This is a genomic window from Vallitalea guaymasensis (genome assembly GCF_018141425.1).
Taxonomy (GTDB): Bacteria; Bacillota; Clostridia; order Lachnospirales; family Vallitaleaceae; genus Vallitalea; species Vallitalea guaymasensis.
In genome coordinates this window covers 5554913-5571490 of record NZ_CP058561.1, presented here as the reverse complement: position 1 = coordinate 5571490, position 16578 = coordinate 5554913, and the positions used below count along the sequence as shown (strand labels likewise).

Sequence of the window (16578 nt, the reverse complement as noted above, 5' to 3'; positions counted from 1 at the left end):
CTGAGTTTATGAATAGATATTAGGCTAAATGTAAATATTTTTATAATAGAGATTAATATAAGGAGCTAAACGATGAATAAAGATATTTTAAAGAGGATACCAAAACATATAGGGATTATACCAGATGGTAATAGAAGATGGGCTGTAGGTCATAATATGGACAAAAAAGACGGGTATTTTTATGGCATAGACCCGGGATTCCAGCTATATGAAACAATGCTTGAGTATGGTGTAAAGGAAGCAACATTTTATGGTTTTACTCAGGATAATACAAAAAGACCATCTAATCAAAAAGCAGCATTCATAGAAGCATGTGTTAGTGCTGTTAATAACCTAGCCAATAGAGATGCCAATCTATTAATAGTGGGTAACAGTAAATCAGATGTATTTCCAAAAGAACTATTGAAATATGCTAATAAAAGAGTGAAATTCGGTAAAGGTCTTATGAACATTAATTTCCTTGTTAATTATGACTGGAAATGGGATTTGAATAATGGTATTAACAATATTGCTTCATCAGATATATCAAGAATAGACCTAATCATCAGATGGGGAGGCAGAAGACGTTTAAGTGGTTTTTTACCTGTACAATCAGTATATTCTGATATATATGTCATTGATGAGTATTGGCCTGATTTCAAGAAAGATCATTTTAAGGAAGCTCTTAGATGGTATCAAACAACAGATGTTACATTAGGCGGTTAATAAGGGAGGAGCAATGGAATTTTATTATAATTCTAGAAAGATTGAATATACCATCAAATATAGTAAGCGTAAAACGATTGCAATTCATATTGAACCTTCAAACAATATCATTGTAAAAGCTCCAATAGGTATGGATAGTAACAGGCTCAAGGAATTAGTGGAGAGCAAGGGTAAATGGATTTCTAACAAATTGAAAGAATCCAATGATTATAAGATACAAGAGAGGACTTATAAAAATGGTGAATTATTTTTATTTCTAGGTAAAGAATATCCATTAGAGCTGATAATAGATGAAACAGCTAGTGTTATGAGCGTAGAGATTATAAATAATTCACTTAGAATAATTACCAATACTGAAGATAAAGACAGTATAAAGAATCTATTAGAAGAATTTTATAAAAAGCAAACCAGAATAATTATTCAAGATAGAATAAAATATTACCAAAATTATTTTATTGTCAGACCTAATAATATTAGAATCAAGAAACAGAAAACTAGATGGGGAAGTTGTAGTTCATTGAAAAACCTGAATTTCAATCTAAAATTATCAATGGCTAAACTCTCTGTTATTGATTACATAGTAGTTCATGAGATGAGTCATTTGATACACCTTAATCATTCAAAAGACTTTTGGAACTTAGTAAAAAGTGTTTTACCTAATTATAGGGATGAAAAACATTGGTTAAAACATAATGGTAGAAGATTAACGTTAGATTAAATATAATATGACTGCATGAAATTGAAAGTGGGAAAGTTGAGTTAATTACAATAGAAAAGGGGAGTAACATAAATTATGATTAAAAAAAGAGGTTTAAGGATTATTTTAACTATTTTATTAGTTACGTGCTTAATTCCAGTAAGCATTTCTTCTAATGCAAAGGGTTTGTCTGGGTCAATAGAAGAATTTATAGAAACATATACCATATCTACTGAAGATGAAGATAAAAGCGAAGAGATACCTAGCATTGAATATGATAATAAATTATTTTTACCAATTCAGGATATAGCACGTATATTAGGTAAAAATATAATAACTAAGGGTCAAACAATTAAAATATCTGATGAAAACAAAGAACAAGATTTTACATTGAAAGATGGATTTTTACTACATGGTTTCTATGCCTTAAATTCATATGATCAGTTTGAGGAATTACGCAGAGGCAAGACACTTTCAAATTTTGACTCTCTATCTTTTGGATGGAGTAGGATAGATCAAGTTGGTGATGGGGTAGAATTAACCTTTGACGGTAGAGATTTTCGTATTCCAAATGCTTATGATGAGACACTTCATAAGGCAAATGATATACCTAAGCAGTTAATGATATTTGCTGATGATAGTAGCAATAGAAACGATTATTTCAAAGCTATTTTCAAAGATATGGATAATATAATTAGTCAAATAGCTGATACAGTCAATGGCAAAAATAATGTATATAAAAAATTAGCATTTGATGGGGTGACAATCGACTTTGAAACTGTTAACAAAGAAGATCAAGATTCATTTATAACTTTCCTTAAAAAATTAAGGACCAAACTTGGCAAGGATAAAACAATTTATGTAGCCATACCATCGGTTAAATACTATAGTTATTACAAGTACAAAGAAATTCTGGAAATAGTTAATTATGTAATACTTATGGAACATGATTTCGATATTAAAGTTAGACAAAGTACCTATAGTGATATAATTAAAAGTCCAGTTAGTCCAATTGCTCTTATAGAACAAGATATAAAGACATTGGTAGAAAAAGTAGGAGATAAATATAAGGATAAAATAGTATTACAGATTAGTTTCGGTAGTTCTCAATGGATCAGCAATAAAGATAATACATATAGAAGGGTAATGTCCTCACCATCTTACAATCTAATTTATGACCGTATTTGTAAGGAATTGGATAATAAGGTTAAAAAAGAAGATTTGCTATTTTATAATAAATTATATGATAACCCATATCTGATATACATTAATGATAAAAAAGAGAAAAACTATATTTGGTATGAAAACTGGGATAGTGTATTTGCTAAGATTAAATTAGCTAGTGATTATAACCTAGGTGGAATTTCCTTATGGAGATTAGGAACTGTTCCTAACTATTACAGCAAATATGGAAAAGAGGCTGGTTTTGATATCTGGTATAGAATAAGTAATTTATTTGACAAGTAAATATAAGTGTAAAAGAGATAACCTCTTAAGTAGATATCAATACTTAAGAGGTTTATTATTATTGTAATTTCTCCAACACCTTCTATTTTTTCAAGAGCATTTTTAATATGTTGCTTTTCAGTATCATTCCTTATTCCGTCTACATGAATATTCAGACTCTGCAAATTCATCAACCTTTCATTAAATTTATATCATTATTTTGGACTATATTGTAAATAATATACTTCTTTTTATGATGCTTAGTAATATCTTGCGCTCATGACAAGATATTACTAATATTATCTAAATACACAACAAAAATGTAACAAAAAATGCAAGATATTACTAAAGATTGAGGGCTGTTTTCTATAATTGGATGTTATAATTGAACAGAAAAATAAAGAGAAAGGAGATAAAAATGTTAAAAAGCAATAAAAACACAACTGTGAGAGGTTTCTTACAATCATTCTTAGCAAAGCAAGAAAGCAGCATTATCATTGCTACAGTAATTTACGCAGTTTTTGTAACCATGGTTAATGGTACATTCTTTACGTCAGGTAATATATTCAATATATTTCGTTCTACCGGTTTTACTCTAATAACAACAGTTGGTATGACATTTATATTAATTACAGCAGGTCTTGACCTTTCAGTAGGTTCAGTATTAGCCCTAGGAGGGGTAGTAACTGGATTAGCATTCAAAGCTGGAATGCCAGTTCCAATAGCAATATTAGCTGGACTATCGGTAGGGGCTGTAATTGGAGCTATCAATGGAGCAATTATTGTAAAAGCAGGTATTCCTCCACTTATTGTTACATTAGGTATGCAGTATGTAGCAAGAGGATTAGTTTCTGTAATTACTCAAGGAGTTCCTATATATCCTTTACCTGAAAGTTTTCAAAGATTGGAACAATCTAAGTTCCTTGGAATTTCCTTGGTTATATATGTAGCATTTATAATAGCTGTAATAGGTCATTTAATACTGAAAAGAACTGCATTTGGACGGTCAATATATGCAGTTGGAGGGAATACGGAAGCAGCACGTATATCTGGTATAAATACTAAGAAAGTCACTTTTAGTATTTACGTCATAACTTCTACATTGGCAGCACTTGCTGGGATTTTAATGGCAGCCAGATTAGGTTCTGCAGAGGCTGCAGCTGGTACAGGATATGAATTAACTGTTATCTGTGCATCTATTATTGGAGGTACATCTACTTTTGGAGGAATGGGTTCAATAATTGGAGCAACTGTGGGAGCTCTATTCATGGAAATATTAACTAATAGTTTGACTTTGATGAGGATTTCTGTCTATTGGCAAAATCTAGTTGTAGGTGTTATATTGATTCTTGCTGTATTACTAGACCAATATAAGAGAAATGCTATGTTAAGGAAATCAATTAAAAAGTGATGAAAGGGGCGTTTTGATTGTCACAACAAGATATTGTACTGTCAATGAAAAACATAACAAAGAGATTTACAGGCACAATCGCCCTTGATGATGTATCTATAAATCTTTATCGTAATGAGATATTAGCTGTAATGGGTGAAAATGGAGCAGGTAAATCAACACTAATGAAAGTTCTAAGTGGTTCTTATTCATGTAAAGAATATGAAGGTACAATTATATGTAATGGAGATGAGTGTAAATTTTATGCTACTCATGATTCTGAAAATGCTGGAATTGCTATGATTCATCAAGAATTGAATTTAGAACTTGATTTGAGTGTAGCTGAAAATATCATGCTTGGACGTTTGCCCAAGAATAATTTAGGCTTTATTGATTGGAAAAAGACTAAGGAATGTGCAAAAGAAGCACTAGACATGTTAAAAGCCAATATTGATGTCAACGTGACTGTTAGGAGTCTCAGTCCATCAATGCAGCAATTAGTCAGCATAGCAAGAGCCTTAGTAAGAAAACCAAAAATATTGATATTAGACGAACCTACATCAGTTCTTACTGAGGGCGAAACGAAAAACCTTATGGTTATATTAAGATCCTTGAAGAAACAAGGATTATCATGTATATATATTTCCCATAAATTAGCAGAAGTCTTTGAGTTGTGTGACAGGATAGATGTTATGAGAGATGGTCGTTATATAAATACATATTTCAAGAGTGAAGGTTACAATAGCGAAAACATAATAAGTGATATGATAGGCAGAAAACTGGATGTTATGTATCCTACTATTGAAAAGAGTATAGGGGAAGAAATTATGAGAGTAGAGAATTTTAAAGTACCTCACCCTTATGCTTATGGTAAAAATATTATTGAGGATGTAAGTTTTACCTTGAAAAAAGGAGAAATTGTAGGACTTGGAGGACTGGTAGGAGCAGGAAGGTCAGAATTGATTAATGCAATATTTGGTGTAATCCCTAAGATTCAAGGGAAAGTCTTTATGGAAGATAAAGAAATCAATATTAAGAATCCTTGGGATGCCAAATCATATGGAATAGGATTGCTGACAGAAGATAGAAAGAAAAATGGCTTTATATATTCAATGAGTATCAAAGAGAATATGACCTTAACTATTATAGATAAGTTGGTCAAAAAATTATTCATAGATAAAAGTGAGGAAAACAAGAAGGCTAAATCCTACTATGATGCACTACAAGTGAAAGCTCCTAATATGGATACTCTAATAACTTCATTATCAGGAGGTAACCAGCAAAAGGTTATATTGGCAAAATGGCTAATTACCAATCTGAAAGTTCTATTTCTTGATGAACCTACACGAGGAATAGATGTAGGTACCAAATCTGAAATATATAAGCTTATTGGTGACTTGGCTAAAAAAGGTATTAGCATAGTGATGATATCATCAGAATTACCAGAGCTCATAGAGATATGTGACAGAGTTATAGTACTAGCAAATGGTAGAGTCATGGAGGATATACCTAAGAAAGAGTTGAGCGAAGTAAGGATATTGAGATCTGCTTCCAATACTTAATATATTCTAAAAATAGCATATCCATGCTATAATATAAAAGCAAAGGAGAATTTAATTATGAAAAGATTTTTAGCGTTAATATTATCGTTGACTATGATAGTTGCAATGATGGGTGGTTGTAGTAAAAAGTCAGAAACAACATCTAAAGAGGAAGATAAGAATGACAATGAACTTTTCTTTGTTTATGTGTCTCCATTATTAGCACATCCAATTTGGCTTATAGCTAAAGAGGGATTCGATGCGGCAGTTGAAGAGCTTGGAATAAGAGGTGACTGGGTAGGACCACAAAACATATCACCAGAAGAGATGGCAAAACTTATTGAAACAGCCATTGCACAGAAAGCTGATGCAATAATAACACAAGGTCTAGTACCTACAGGACCTCTAAAACTAGCAGAAGAAGCAGGAATACCAGTACTGATTGTAGATTCAGATGTTCCTGATGCTGAGAAGTTAGCATATTTTGGTAAGGACGAGACTCGTCAAGCTGAACTTCTATTAGAAGCTGCCCAAAAGAAATATGGTAAAGATACGAAATTGAATATTGGAGTAATGGTTGCTGCACTTAACTATAAGATAGCACAAGATCAAATTAGTGCTATAGAAAAAGTATTTGAAAACCATCCTGGAGGATATAGTATAGTTAATAGAGCAGAATCCAAATCAGATAAAATGAAAGCAACAACAGAATGGCAAAATACATTCAAGGCATATCCAGAAATCAATGTAGCCATTAATCTAGCGGCGGAAGCAGGACCAGCATGTGCTAAAGTCGTACAAGAGATGGAGCTCTCAGACAAAGTGGCTGTATTTGGTGTTGATGATGTTGAAGAAACCCTTGACCTTGTCAAAACTGGTGAGATTGATGGAACTATAGTAACTTCATTTTATAATTATGGATACCAAGCAACCTATTGGTTATATCAACATGTAACAGAAGGTAAGACACCAGAGAATGTACATAATGATGCTGGTACTATAATAGTGACTAAAGAAAACGTAGATACATATGGTGATGCTCTTAGAGAAAAAGTTGATCTTAAATAATATATAGACTTAGATATAAGCAATAGACTTATAATTATCTTAAAACAATATTTGAGGTGATGGACATGAATGCAATTGTACATAAACTAAAATCAAGATTAAAGATATTTGATAGTATTAAGAATAAATTGATTCTGTATGTTACAATTGTATTCATTCTAGTAATAGGTAGTATCTTACTTGCAAACATCAATTTTAAAACATTTTTTGGAGAGTATAATAGTCTGTATAATAAGTACAATGCACTAAATAGCTTTTATAGTAATATCAATGAATCTACAGAGCATATTAAAAGCTATTATTATAACAAGGATAAAGAAGATCTGGATAAATATTTGGTTAATATTTCTATAGCTTCAAGAAAGATAAAGTATCTACAATCTACATCAGTAGATGAAGATACTAGATGGGAATATAAAAAGTTATCCAATATGCTTGATACATATAAAGAAAAAATAGATTTGGCTCTAGAAGATAGTTTTTCAAATAATATTGTTCATTATGAAACAATCGTTAATATCAATGAATTAATAAATAGAACTATGATAAAATATTACAATGTAATAATAGATGAGATGAATGCTAGTGGGGAAACTTTACAGGCTAATTGGCAGACCCAAAGATATACTACTTCAATTATTATATTGATAATAATTATTTTCTGTATTGTTTTTTCAATTCTTTTTATACGTGGAATCAACAAGCCTATAGGACAACTTGTCAGAGGTGTCAAAAAAATTCTTCGCGGTAATTACAATATTCCGAAAATCAAAGGTGGAGGAGAAGAAATCCAAATATTGGCTAACGCTTTTAATAAGATGGCTTCAAGTCTAGGATATTATGTTAGAGAAATGCAGGAAAAAGCAAAACTCCAAGGGCGATTGTTGGAACAAGAAAATGATAATCTAAAGATGCAGCATATAATAAGGGAAACAGAATTGCGTGCACTACAGAGTCAAATGAATCCACATTTTTTATTTAATACTCTAAGTATCATCAGCAAAATGGCTTATATTGAAAGTGCGCCTAAAACTTGTGAATTGATGGAAGCTACTACAGAATTACTTAGATACAATATTGATAAAAGTAGTAAGGTATCTGATCTTAATAGTGAAATCCAGTGCCTAAAGAACTATTTATATATACAACGCAAGCGATTTGGTGAAAGAATCAAATTTGAACTAGATTGTGAAAAAGACTTACCTAATGTGAAAATGCCTGCTCTAATCATTCAACCCATTGTTGAGAATGCTATTGTACATGGAGTTGACAACATGGTAAGTGATGGCTTGATAAGTATTAATATATTTATGGTTAAGGATGTTATTTGTATCAGTGTTGAAGATAATGGGATTGGAATTGATAGTGAAAAAATAGATAGTATTCTATCTTTTGAAAAAGATGATGAGGATAGTTCTGGAATTGGAGTAATCAATGTGAAAAAACGTCTGGAGATGTTTTTTGGCATGAAAAAGGTTTTTAATATTGAAAGTAGTTCTGGGTGCGGAACTGTTGTTACAATAAATTTACCATTAACTGCAAATTCGGAGGAATTATTGTCATGTATAAGATTATGATTGTTGATGATGAACCAATTGAAAGAGAAGCATTTGCGCTTGTTATAAAAAACAATATTACAGATTTGATTTTGGCAGGTAAGGCTTCTAATGGATTTGATGCTATTGAACTTAGTACAAAAATCAAACCTGATATAATTGTCATGGATATAAAGATGCCTGGACTTACAGGACTTGATGCTATCAAAGAGATCAAGAAAAAACTTCCTTTCGTTAAGTTTTTAATACTATCTTCATATAATGAATTTGAATATGCCCAACAAGCATTGAAGCTTGGAGCAGAAGATTTTATAGTAAAACCTGCAAAGATAAATGTTCTAGTTGATTCTATCAAGAATATTATCAATAAACTGGATAATGAACATGATAAAAGAAATGTTAATACTGTTTTGCAAAATAGAGTAGAAGCTATAAAACCTATTGTAGAAAATGACACTGTTTATACCATTATATCTGGTTGTAATGATAAAGAGCTTAATAAACTTCTAGGGTTCTTTGAAGTAAATCTGAGCAGTGGATTTTGTATGGCTGTAATTGGGAAAACCATAAGTGAAATGATGGTTAATAGAATAAGAAAGAGCCTATTAGGCATTGGTATCAAAAGCATTGGTGCTCATATAAACAGTATGATTATATTCTTTATCCCATGTTCTGATTACGAAAATGAAAATGAAAAAGAGAAATATATTAATGAAGTTGCTATGTATATTAAAAATACTATGGATGGTAGTGACATGAGGAAGCTTGTAATAGGCACAGGTAATGTCCATTATACCAGTGAAGGTCTAAAAGAATCTTATATTGAAGCTGTAGAAGCATTGAGAACAGCAGAAACACTGGATAAAGATTATATTCATTATGATAGTATAGATAAGAGTATAGTAACAAATAAAATAGATATTAATGATTGGTCAATAAAATTCTACGATAACATTTGCAAGGGAAATATTAAATCTACAATAAAAATGGTTGATACATTTTTAGGTGAATTATCTTCAACATATCAAAGTAATGAAACATCAATAAAAGATAAAGTATATAAATTAATGGTTTTATTGGATAAAAATCTGACAGATATTATAGGGAATAAGGAAGTAAGTTATGAACTAACGTCTATATTGGAAGAGATAACTGAACTATCGCATGCTAAGGAATTAAGGTATTGGATGATTATTCGTATGCAGAACTATATTGTTAAAATTAATGATACTAAGAATGTCACAAGCTCCAAGACTATAGTTTTAGAAGCTATAGAATTTATTAATAATAATTATGCCGAGAATATTACTTTGGATTATGTAGCGGAAAAACTGAAGATTAGTCCTTATTATCTAAGTAAAATACTTAAAAAGCATACTAACAAGAATTATACGGATATAGTTGCAGAGACACGTATCAATAAAGCGAAGGAAATGCTTTCTAATAGTCAATATAATATCAAGGAAATAACATATAAAACAGGATTCAATACCCAGAATTATTTTTCTAAGATATTTAGAAAGATAGTCGGAATAACTCCTACAGAATACAAAAATATGCAATATGAGAAAAACACGGAGGAATAGATATGAACGGATATGAGAGAATTATGAAAGTTCTCAATGGTGAAAAGCCTGATAGGGTTCCGATGATGTTGCATAATTTTATGTCAGCATCCAAAGAGTTTGGATATACCATGAAAGAATTTAGATCAGACCCTAGAGTAATATCAAAGGTATTTGTTGATGCGGCCATTAAATACGGATTGGATGGTATTTTGACAGACATAGATACTGCTATTGAGGCTCATGCTATGGGAGCATTAGTTGATTTTCCTGACGATGAACCAGCAAGAGTGATTGGACCAGCGGGTAAGGATTTCAATGAGATCTTTGCTAAGGTTACTCCTGAAAGGTTGATAGCTGATGAAAGGGTACAGATATATCTTGAGGCTATAAGACTTATGAGAAAACAAGTTGGTGGTGAAATACTTATACGAGGAAATGCTGACCAAGGACCTTATAGTCTAGCCATGTTAATCTATGGTATGGAAAGTTTCCTTATGGATTTGATGGATGAAGACAGACAAGAGTACATAATTAAGTTGATTGATAAATGTTATGATGTGCATTTGACTTTTCATAAGCTAATCAAAGATGCTGGAGCAGATATTACAAGTTTTGGTGACAGTTCATGTGGTCCCGATTTGATTTCTAGGGATATGTATATGACTTATGCTAATCCATATCATAGAAAGCTTAGAAATGACCTAATGGATGATAAGACAAAATGTATATGTCATATATGTGGTAATCTTGATAATATTTTACCTGATGTGGCTGATGTAAGATTTGCTGGTATCGAGGTTGATTATAAAACAAATAAAACAAGGGCACATGATATATTAAAAGGTAAATCGGTTATGTCTGGACCGATTGATCCATCAGGAGTTTTTGCTTTTGGTAATACCAGTACAGTAATTAGAGAAACTGAAAATGTTCTTGAGATTTTTAAAGACGGTAATATAATAATTGGGGCAGGATGTGCTTTACCAGATATCACATCAGAAGCTAATATCAGAGCTTTTGTGAATACTGTTAAGGAAAAAGGGAAGTATTAGTTAAATAAGGGGCTGTACCATAATACATTTCATCTTACGAATCTTAATATCAATAAAAATGTATTGTGAGACAGCCCCAATAAACTTATTCTATATTTTCTATGATGCTAATTACTTGTTTTTGGGAAAGACCTTGTTTTGAATATATAGAAAATGATTGATTGTTGTGTTTCCATGATGCTAGATGAATCTTGTCATCGTTACCTTTAATAGTGATATCATTATTATCTATTTGGATTTGTTTAACATTTTCATAATTTGTAAAATCACCACTAATATCTTCAGTACCTTCAGAAGTCCTATAATTTATTTTTTCTGAAGCAGTTTCATAGTCAATAGATAATATTGTATCATTTATTAATACTATATTAGAGAGAGTATACTCTTCAGGCATTTTAGCAGGCACCATAGCGTCATAGCCTAATTCTTCTATAGCAGTGGCTACATCATTATATTCAATATAAGGATTTGCAATTTTTGTAGGCTGATCTATATGTTCAATAATCTTTGGAACAGAAATACTTATGCTTAATACTAATGCAAAACAGGCAGCAACAAGACCAGATGCTATTTTCCAGTTGAAAAATCTTTTTGATACTTTTGCTTTCTTAGATTTTATTTTTTCTAATTCCAATTTATGAATTTTTTGTAATTCGTCTTTGCTCAGTTCCACAGAATATATCTCCATTTCATCTAGATACTCTAATAGATTATCATTTGAGTTAGTATCATTGTCTTTCATAGTGTTATACCCCTTTCTATAAGTTGTTTTTTTAGCTTTTGTTTTCCTCTGAAAAGCTTATTATCAACAGTTTTGATTGTTAATTGCAATCTGTTAGCTATATCTTTAACTCGTTCAAACAGGAAAAATCTTCTGATAAATATTTCTTTATCTGGTTCACCCATATTGCTTATAAGTTCTTGCAAAATGACTGAATCAGATTTTCTTGCTATTTCATCTTCTAAGGCTTCTTCAGATACAAAATCATTGTTCTGAATATAATCAGTTTGTTCACGCTTTAATTTATTATAACGATTAATTGCGGTGTTTCTTGCTATAGAAGCAATATAACCTTTTAATGCCCCTTTATTAAAGTCAATAGAATTAACATTTTTCCATAGACTAACAAAAGTATCTGCTATACATTCTTCTATATCTTCTACACGATTATGGAGTATCTTTATACATATCCCTTTAACAAGTCCACCATATTTTTTAGTAGCTTCGTATAAACCTTGTGAGGCATCAGTTTTTAGTAATAAAATTATAGTATTATCTTCCATTTTTTCTCCCTTCTAAAAGGCTTTATGTATATATACAATGGAAAAATTATTTTCACTCACTTATTTTAACAAAAAATCATGAATTTAAATATAAAAACTTAAATTCATGATTAATATTATTATCAAAGAGATGTTTTATAATCCATTACGTTAACATTTATATTACTAGATATTATTTTTGCCTAACCCAATATACCCATAAACCAATTGAAAATACCATTGAAAAATGTACCTATTGAATTCAAAACGGTTGTATTATTATCCTCAATTTCTTTATCTACAATATTAGGATTAGGAGCTAGAAGCATCCCGTTATCAGGAGCTTCCTCATAGAGTTCAAATATATCTTGTAATTCTTTATCATCAGCATAAGGGTCAGTTTCTGCTTCCAATTCATCAGCGTAAGGATTAGGAGCTAGAAGCATACCATTATCTGGAGCTTCTTCATATACTTTAAATATATCTTGTAAATCCTTGTCGTTAGCATAAGGATCTGTTTCTGCTGCAAAAGCTGAAGTTGATAGAGTCAGTGCCATAAGTCCTACTATTGTCATTCCTTTTAATTTACCTATTTTATTTTTCATTATTCATCATCCTTTTATTTTTTATTAAGACATAGTCAGTTAAAATATTCGTACGCAATATTTTGGGGTTAACTTTGCCTGTCATATAAATATACAATCCAAATGTAGTTTTCACTCACAATAAATTATAATAATTGACATTTTATAAATAAATTGTTAATCTGTATCACTAGAGGAGGATAATAATAGTATGAAAATATTAAAAGTAATACCACGTCAAAGTATTGGAAGAATTAAAATTGGAATGAATAGAGAAGAAGTCTATAGTATCTTGGGTATGCCTAAGAAGCAGGAAACAATTGAATGGATAGGTGATTATCATATTGAATATGATAACGATAAAGTAGTTTTTATTGAAGTACCTAACTCTATTGCAGATACTCATTTCGTACTTTTTAATGGAGTTGACCTTTTTGGTACAGAAGCAAAGTTGTTGGTTAAGTACATATCAGAGTATGGTAAATATGATGAAACAGATGAGGAACTAGGTTACTCCTATAGCTTTAAAACATTAGGGATAGGATTATGGAGACCTTCCATTTTTGAATATGAGATGATTAATAGCGAAGAATTTCAAGAATTAGATGAAGAAAATCAACTTGATGAGATTCAAAATTTATATTTTGAATCAGTTTGTGTTTTCCAAGAAAATTACTACGATTAAGATTGATAATTCTAAATCTACATTTTGACATTTTAGGAATATTGAGTAAAATATATTTATGAAGTAAAATATTGAAGATAAAAACACAGTTTTGGTTGGTAGTCCAAACGTATCTTATATGATATCAGTAACCTGCCCCCCCTGGGGTTGTCCATTCTTCATAATAATATTACAGGGGGAATTATCATGGAAATTAAGTTAACGGTATTATTTAAAGACTCTTTTTGGATAGGTATCTTTGAAGAAAATGTTGATGGTAACTATTCAGCATGCAAATATTTATTTGGAAGTGAACCAAAGGATTATGAAATCTATGATATTATATCAAGAGAGTTTTATAACTTAAACTTTTCTAGGCATATGAAAGATACAAAAAAATCATCTGATGCAAGTAAAAAAATAAGTCCTAAAAGGATGCAAAGACTAATAAAAAAGGAAATCAACGATGTAGGCATAGGCACAAAAGCTCAACGAGCCATCAACGCCGAAAGAGAGTCTAATAAAGTTCAGAGAAAAAAACTTTCTAAAGATAGAAAAGAAGAGCTTAAAAAAGTTAAATATGATAAAAAGCAACTTAAGAAGAAACAGAAAAAAAGAGGACATTAAACAAACAGAGGCAAATGATTATTAGTCATTTGCCTCTTGAATGTGTAGTTTTGATTTTTCCACAATTGCTAATTTATTGCCATTATCTATAACGTATTGAAAATTTTTATTTGCATCTTCTATATTACCTTCTTGCTTATTAATTAAGCCTAAGATATATAATAGAGATAGTTTTTGACGTTTGGAAAGATAAGGAGCTTTTAATATTAAAGATAATTTTTCTTTTGCATGTTGGTAATCTTCATTGGCATAATATCTCTCTATTATCACAATCTCAGTTGCAGTAACCAATCGTTTGTTAATTGGTGATAGTGTACTTATCTTATTATCAAATAATTCTTCAGCTTTTTCTTTTTCGCCTAACTCATAGTAACATCCTATTAGATTAATATAATAGACTAGTTGAATACCGTTTTTGGTTGATAGGCGTGATTTATCTACTGAATCTAAGATAGAGGCAGCTTCCTGGTATTTTCCTAAGCACATTAAACCAGCAGCTTCGTCAATATCAAAGAAAGTACTTACTCTTTTATTTCTTCCAGTTATTTTTCTTTGTTTAGCTGTTTGCGCCAAAAAGGCTTCAGGGTCACAATCTTCATCTAATAGATTGATTCTTTTCTTGTGTCTATAGAGACTTATTACAAGATATAAGGTCATTACTAAAATTACTGTTAATATCCATGCAATTAAAGGGTTTAATCCTGTCATTAGCAGTGCGATAATTATTATTATAGTAAATAGATAAAAAACTACATTGTACATGAATCTATTCATAATTGTCCTCCTTTAGTATATCAAAGTTGTAAGTAGGATTACATCATATTTTTATATTTTTTATGGGCTCTATATGCGTTAAAAAAACATAATATACTAGTAAAACCATTAAGTATTAGAACGGATTGCTGATTAGAAGATAATCACCTCTAGTGTATTTTATATTATTGAGGGGATAATAGCAATAAGAAATTTATGTATAAATAGTGTAATATTTTTTAATTAAAGACAGGTTCCTTTTTTTCTTATTATTTAATTATCTGTTAACATATGTCGGGAAATGTGTTATAATGTAGATTAAAATTACATTTAGTTAATATTTAAGGTTATTAAAAAATTAGGGTGAATAAAATGACATGTAACAATAATTCATTTAAGAATGAATTCAGCAATGTATTATTATTTCTATACTTTTTAGTTATTATTATAATATTAATATTACAAATACCTGAAGCAGGAACTATAGAAAAACTAATCTATTTATCAGGAGCAATTACAGGAGTAGCTATTAAAACAATTATTATATTTTTATATTGGTATACAATTATGCCAAAATATATTGATGATGATAATAAAATAAATATCGTAAAATTATCAGTAGGTATATTATTAGTTTTATTAGCTTTTTATGTATTTGATTTTAACTTTATTGTGACATTTATTATTTTATCTATAGTGATTATATTAAAAAAAGATTATCATATATTTAATTAGCTTTTTTACAAGTATTCATATTTATGTCAAAGGGGTAATGAAGTAATATTATTGTAAATTAAGATTAGTTAACTAGAGCATAGTTAAAAGTATATTTAGCCTATGAAAGGGGAATGGGTAATGAATGAAAAAAAGGTAGTAAAATACTCAAAAATTTTATTAGTACTATTTATAGTTGGAGTTATTTTAATATTATGTGCACCAGGGATAGGAGAAGGAATAGGAGAAAGTATTTTAAGTAAAAGTGGGAGTATGGATACTCAAAGATTTTATATGATTATTGAAGCTTACACATCCAGTTTTAGAACTGTTGGGGTAGTCTTATCTTTAATAGGTGGTGCAGGAACATTACTAAGTGGATATGTATTGTATAGAGAGAACAAAGATAAAAGCACTGATTAGTATATAAAAGCCCATATTTATTAATTATTATTAATATCGTTATATTTTTCTCCAATAAGGAAATAAGTTTAACTTACAAAATAGTAATATCAATAATAATTGTAGTATTAGGTATTATAGTTGGTTGCTTAAATGACTATTATGAAGGTCAAGGGTATACAAGAGGAATGGAATCAAGATTAAAAACATATGATTTGTTTTTTTGCATAAGCTTTCCAGCTTCATTAGTAGCATATATTATATATAAAATATACTTATATAATTTAAAGAAAAAAGGATACGGAAACGATGATTATAATAAAGAGGATTAAGCTTTTTCATATATACTAATATTAATTTACCCAATTATAGTTGGAAGGGGTGTATAATCATTTTAAATGATTTGTTATGGTTTATAGTATTTTATCCGATGTTACTTTTTATATATTATTTGACTAGACGAATAAAAATAAAATTAAAAGAGTTTTTAGGTATTACTATTATAAGTATAATATTATATTCGATTTATTTAATTCTATCGTATAACA

Annotated in this window: 17 protein-coding genes; 13 read left to right on the top strand and 4 right to left on the bottom strand. The window is 29.9% G+C overall.

The annotated features are described in order from the left end of the window. Window positions 1–72 precede the first annotated feature (72 nt). The 9 genes from HYG85_RS24025 to HYG85_RS23985 all read left to right on the top strand — a co-directional run bounded on the left by HYG85_RS24025 (window position 73) and on the right by HYG85_RS23985 (window position 11023). Window positions 73–705 (top strand): undecaprenyl diphosphate synthase family protein, encoded by a 633-nt coding sequence (locus HYG85_RS24025; protein ID WP_113674843.1) that lies wholly within the window; start codon window positions 73–75, stop codon window positions 703–705. A gap of 13 nt (window positions 706–718) precedes the next feature. Next, complete coding sequence (locus tag HYG85_RS24020) at window positions 719–1423, top strand: M48 family metallopeptidase (protein WP_212691744.1); 705 nt, start codon at window positions 719–721, stop codon at window positions 1421–1423. A gap of 75 nt (window positions 1424–1498) precedes the next feature. Next, a complete protein-coding gene (locus tag HYG85_RS24015; protein WP_212691743.1) occupies window positions 1499–2869 on the top strand; it encodes a glycosyl hydrolase family 18 protein in 1371 nt (456 codons plus the stop codon). A gap of 397 nt (window positions 2870–3266) precedes the next feature. Further along, entirely contained in the window at window positions 3267–4259 is a 993-nt protein-coding gene (locus HYG85_RS24010; RefSeq protein ID WP_113674847.1) for an ABC transporter permease, read from the top strand. Between the two features lie 17 nt (window positions 4260–4276). Further along, entirely contained in the window at window positions 4277–5800 is a 1524-nt protein-coding gene (locus HYG85_RS24005; RefSeq protein WP_244971258.1) for a sugar ABC transporter ATP-binding protein, read from the top strand. A gap of 57 nt (window positions 5801–5857) precedes the next feature. Further along, the gene (locus HYG85_RS24000) at window positions 5858–6847 is read left to right on the top strand and encodes a substrate-binding domain-containing protein (protein ID WP_113674848.1); all 990 of its coding nucleotides are present in this window, start codon (window positions 5858–5860) and stop codon (window positions 6845–6847) included. A 65-nt stretch (window positions 6848–6912) separates the two neighbouring features. Further along, window positions 6913–8424 (top strand): sensor histidine kinase, encoded by a 1512-nt coding sequence (locus HYG85_RS23995; protein ID WP_212691742.1) that lies wholly within the window; start codon window positions 6913–6915, stop codon window positions 8422–8424. Then, window positions 8409–9989, top strand: a complete 1581-nt coding sequence (locus HYG85_RS23990) for a response regulator (protein ID WP_212691741.1) — start codon at window positions 8409–8411, stop codon at window positions 9987–9989. Before HYG85_RS23995 ends, HYG85_RS23990 begins: the two co-directional genes overlap by 16 nt. A gap of 2 nt (window positions 9990–9991) precedes the next feature. After that, a complete protein-coding gene (locus tag HYG85_RS23985) occupies window positions 9992–11023 on the top strand; it encodes a uroporphyrinogen decarboxylase family protein (RefSeq protein WP_212691740.1) in 1032 nt (343 codons plus the stop codon). An 85-nt stretch (window positions 11024–11108) separates the two neighbouring features. Here HYG85_RS23985 and HYG85_RS23980 read toward each other — a convergent pair whose 3' ends face one another. From HYG85_RS23980 to HYG85_RS23970, 3 genes are all read right to left on the bottom strand, one after another. Next, window positions 11109–11765, bottom strand: a complete 657-nt coding sequence (locus HYG85_RS23980) for a DUF4367 domain-containing protein (RefSeq protein ID WP_212691739.1) — start codon at window positions 11763–11765, stop codon at window positions 11109–11111. Next, entirely contained in the window at window positions 11762–12307 is a 546-nt protein-coding gene (locus HYG85_RS23975) for a sigma-70 family RNA polymerase sigma factor (protein WP_212691738.1), read from the bottom strand. Before HYG85_RS23975 ends, HYG85_RS23980 begins: the two co-directional genes overlap by 4 nt. A 182-nt stretch (window positions 12308–12489) precedes the next feature. Continuing rightward, window positions 12490–12891, bottom strand: a complete 402-nt coding sequence (locus HYG85_RS23970) for a hypothetical protein (protein ID WP_212691737.1) — start codon at window positions 12889–12891, stop codon at window positions 12490–12492. 190 nt (window positions 12892–13081) lie between these two features. Here HYG85_RS23970 and HYG85_RS23965 point away from each other — a divergent pair, with 190 nt between their 5' ends. Together HYG85_RS23965 and HYG85_RS23960 are read left to right on the top strand one after the other, a co-directional pair. Then, window positions 13082–13555 carry a hypothetical protein gene (locus tag HYG85_RS23965; protein WP_212691736.1) on the top strand — a complete coding sequence of 158 codons (474 nt, stop codon included), beginning with the start codon at window positions 13082–13084 and terminating at the stop codon, window positions 13553–13555. 186 nt (window positions 13556–13741) lie between these two features. After that, complete coding sequence (locus HYG85_RS23960; RefSeq protein ID WP_113674856.1) at window positions 13742–14161, top strand: YjdF family protein; 420 nt, start codon at window positions 13742–13744, stop codon at window positions 14159–14161. A 21-nt stretch (window positions 14162–14182) separates the two neighbouring features. On the opposite strand, the gene HYG85_RS23955 is transcribed toward HYG85_RS23960, so the two are convergent. Then, window positions 14183–14935 (bottom strand): hypothetical protein, encoded by a 753-nt coding sequence (locus HYG85_RS23955; RefSeq protein WP_212691735.1) that lies wholly within the window; start codon window positions 14933–14935, stop codon window positions 14183–14185. Window positions 14936–15286: 351 nt separating this feature from the next. Between HYG85_RS23955 and HYG85_RS23950 the strand changes: the two genes are divergently transcribed. Both HYG85_RS23950 and HYG85_RS23945 read left to right on the top strand, forming a co-directional pair. Next, entirely contained in the window at window positions 15287–15649 is a 363-nt protein-coding gene (locus tag HYG85_RS23950) for a hypothetical protein (protein ID WP_212691734.1), read from the top strand. Between the two features lie 120 nt (window positions 15650–15769). Continuing rightward, the gene (locus HYG85_RS23945) at window positions 15770–16051 is read left to right on the top strand and encodes a hypothetical protein (protein WP_212691733.1); all 282 of its coding nucleotides are present in this window, start codon (window positions 15770–15772) and stop codon (window positions 16049–16051) included. The last annotated feature ends 527 nt before the right edge of the window (window positions 16052–16578 follow it).

Excerpts from the sequence above, each read along its gene's own strand:
- HYG85_RS24025 (WP_113674843.1), top strand. The coding sequence starts at position 73 with ATGAATAAAGATATTTTAAAGAGGATACCAAAACATATAGGGATTATA.
- HYG85_RS24020 (WP_212691744.1), top strand. The coding sequence starts at position 719 with ATGGAATTTTATTATAATTCTAGAAAGATTGAATATACCATCAAATAT.
- HYG85_RS24015 (WP_212691743.1), top strand. The coding sequence starts at position 1,499 with ATGATTAAAAAAAGAGGTTTAAGGATTATTTTAACTATTTTATTAGTT.
- HYG85_RS24010 (WP_113674847.1), top strand. The coding sequence starts at position 3,267 with ATGTTAAAAAGCAATAAAAACACAACTGTGAGAGGTTTCTTACAATCA.
- HYG85_RS24000 (WP_113674848.1), top strand. The coding sequence starts at position 5,858 with ATGAAAAGATTTTTAGCGTTAATATTATCGTTGACTATGATAGTTGCA.
- HYG85_RS23995 (WP_212691742.1), top strand. The coding sequence starts at position 6,913 with ATGAATGCAATTGTACATAAACTAAAATCAAGATTAAAGATATTTGAT.
- HYG85_RS23990 (WP_212691741.1), top strand. The coding sequence starts at position 8,409 with ATGTATAAGATTATGATTGTTGATGATGAACCAATTGAAAGAGAAGCA.
- HYG85_RS23985 (WP_212691740.1), top strand. The coding sequence starts at position 9,992 with ATGAACGGATATGAGAGAATTATGAAAGTTCTCAATGGTGAAAAGCCT.
- HYG85_RS23980 (WP_212691739.1), bottom strand. The coding sequence starts at position 11,765 with ATGAAAGACAATGATACTAACTCAAATGATAATCTATTAGAGTATCTA.
- HYG85_RS23975 (WP_212691738.1), bottom strand. The coding sequence starts at position 12,307 with ATGGAAGATAATACTATAATTTTATTACTAAAAACTGATGCCTCACAA.
- HYG85_RS23970 (WP_212691737.1), bottom strand. The coding sequence starts at position 12,891 with ATGAAAAATAAAATAGGTAAATTAAAAGGAATGACAATAGTAGGACTT.
- HYG85_RS23965 (WP_212691736.1), top strand. The coding sequence starts at position 13,082 with ATGAAAATATTAAAAGTAATACCACGTCAAAGTATTGGAAGAATTAAA.
- HYG85_RS23960 (WP_113674856.1), top strand. The coding sequence starts at position 13,742 with ATGGAAATTAAGTTAACGGTATTATTTAAAGACTCTTTTTGGATAGGT.
- HYG85_RS23955 (WP_212691735.1), bottom strand. The coding sequence starts at position 14,935 with ATGAATAGATTCATGTACAATGTAGTTTTTTATCTATTTACTATAATA.
- HYG85_RS23950 (WP_212691734.1), top strand. The coding sequence starts at position 15,287 with ATGACATGTAACAATAATTCATTTAAGAATGAATTCAGCAATGTATTA.
- HYG85_RS23945 (WP_212691733.1), top strand. The coding sequence starts at position 15,770 with ATGAATGAAAAAAAGGTAGTAAAATACTCAAAAATTTTATTAGTACTA.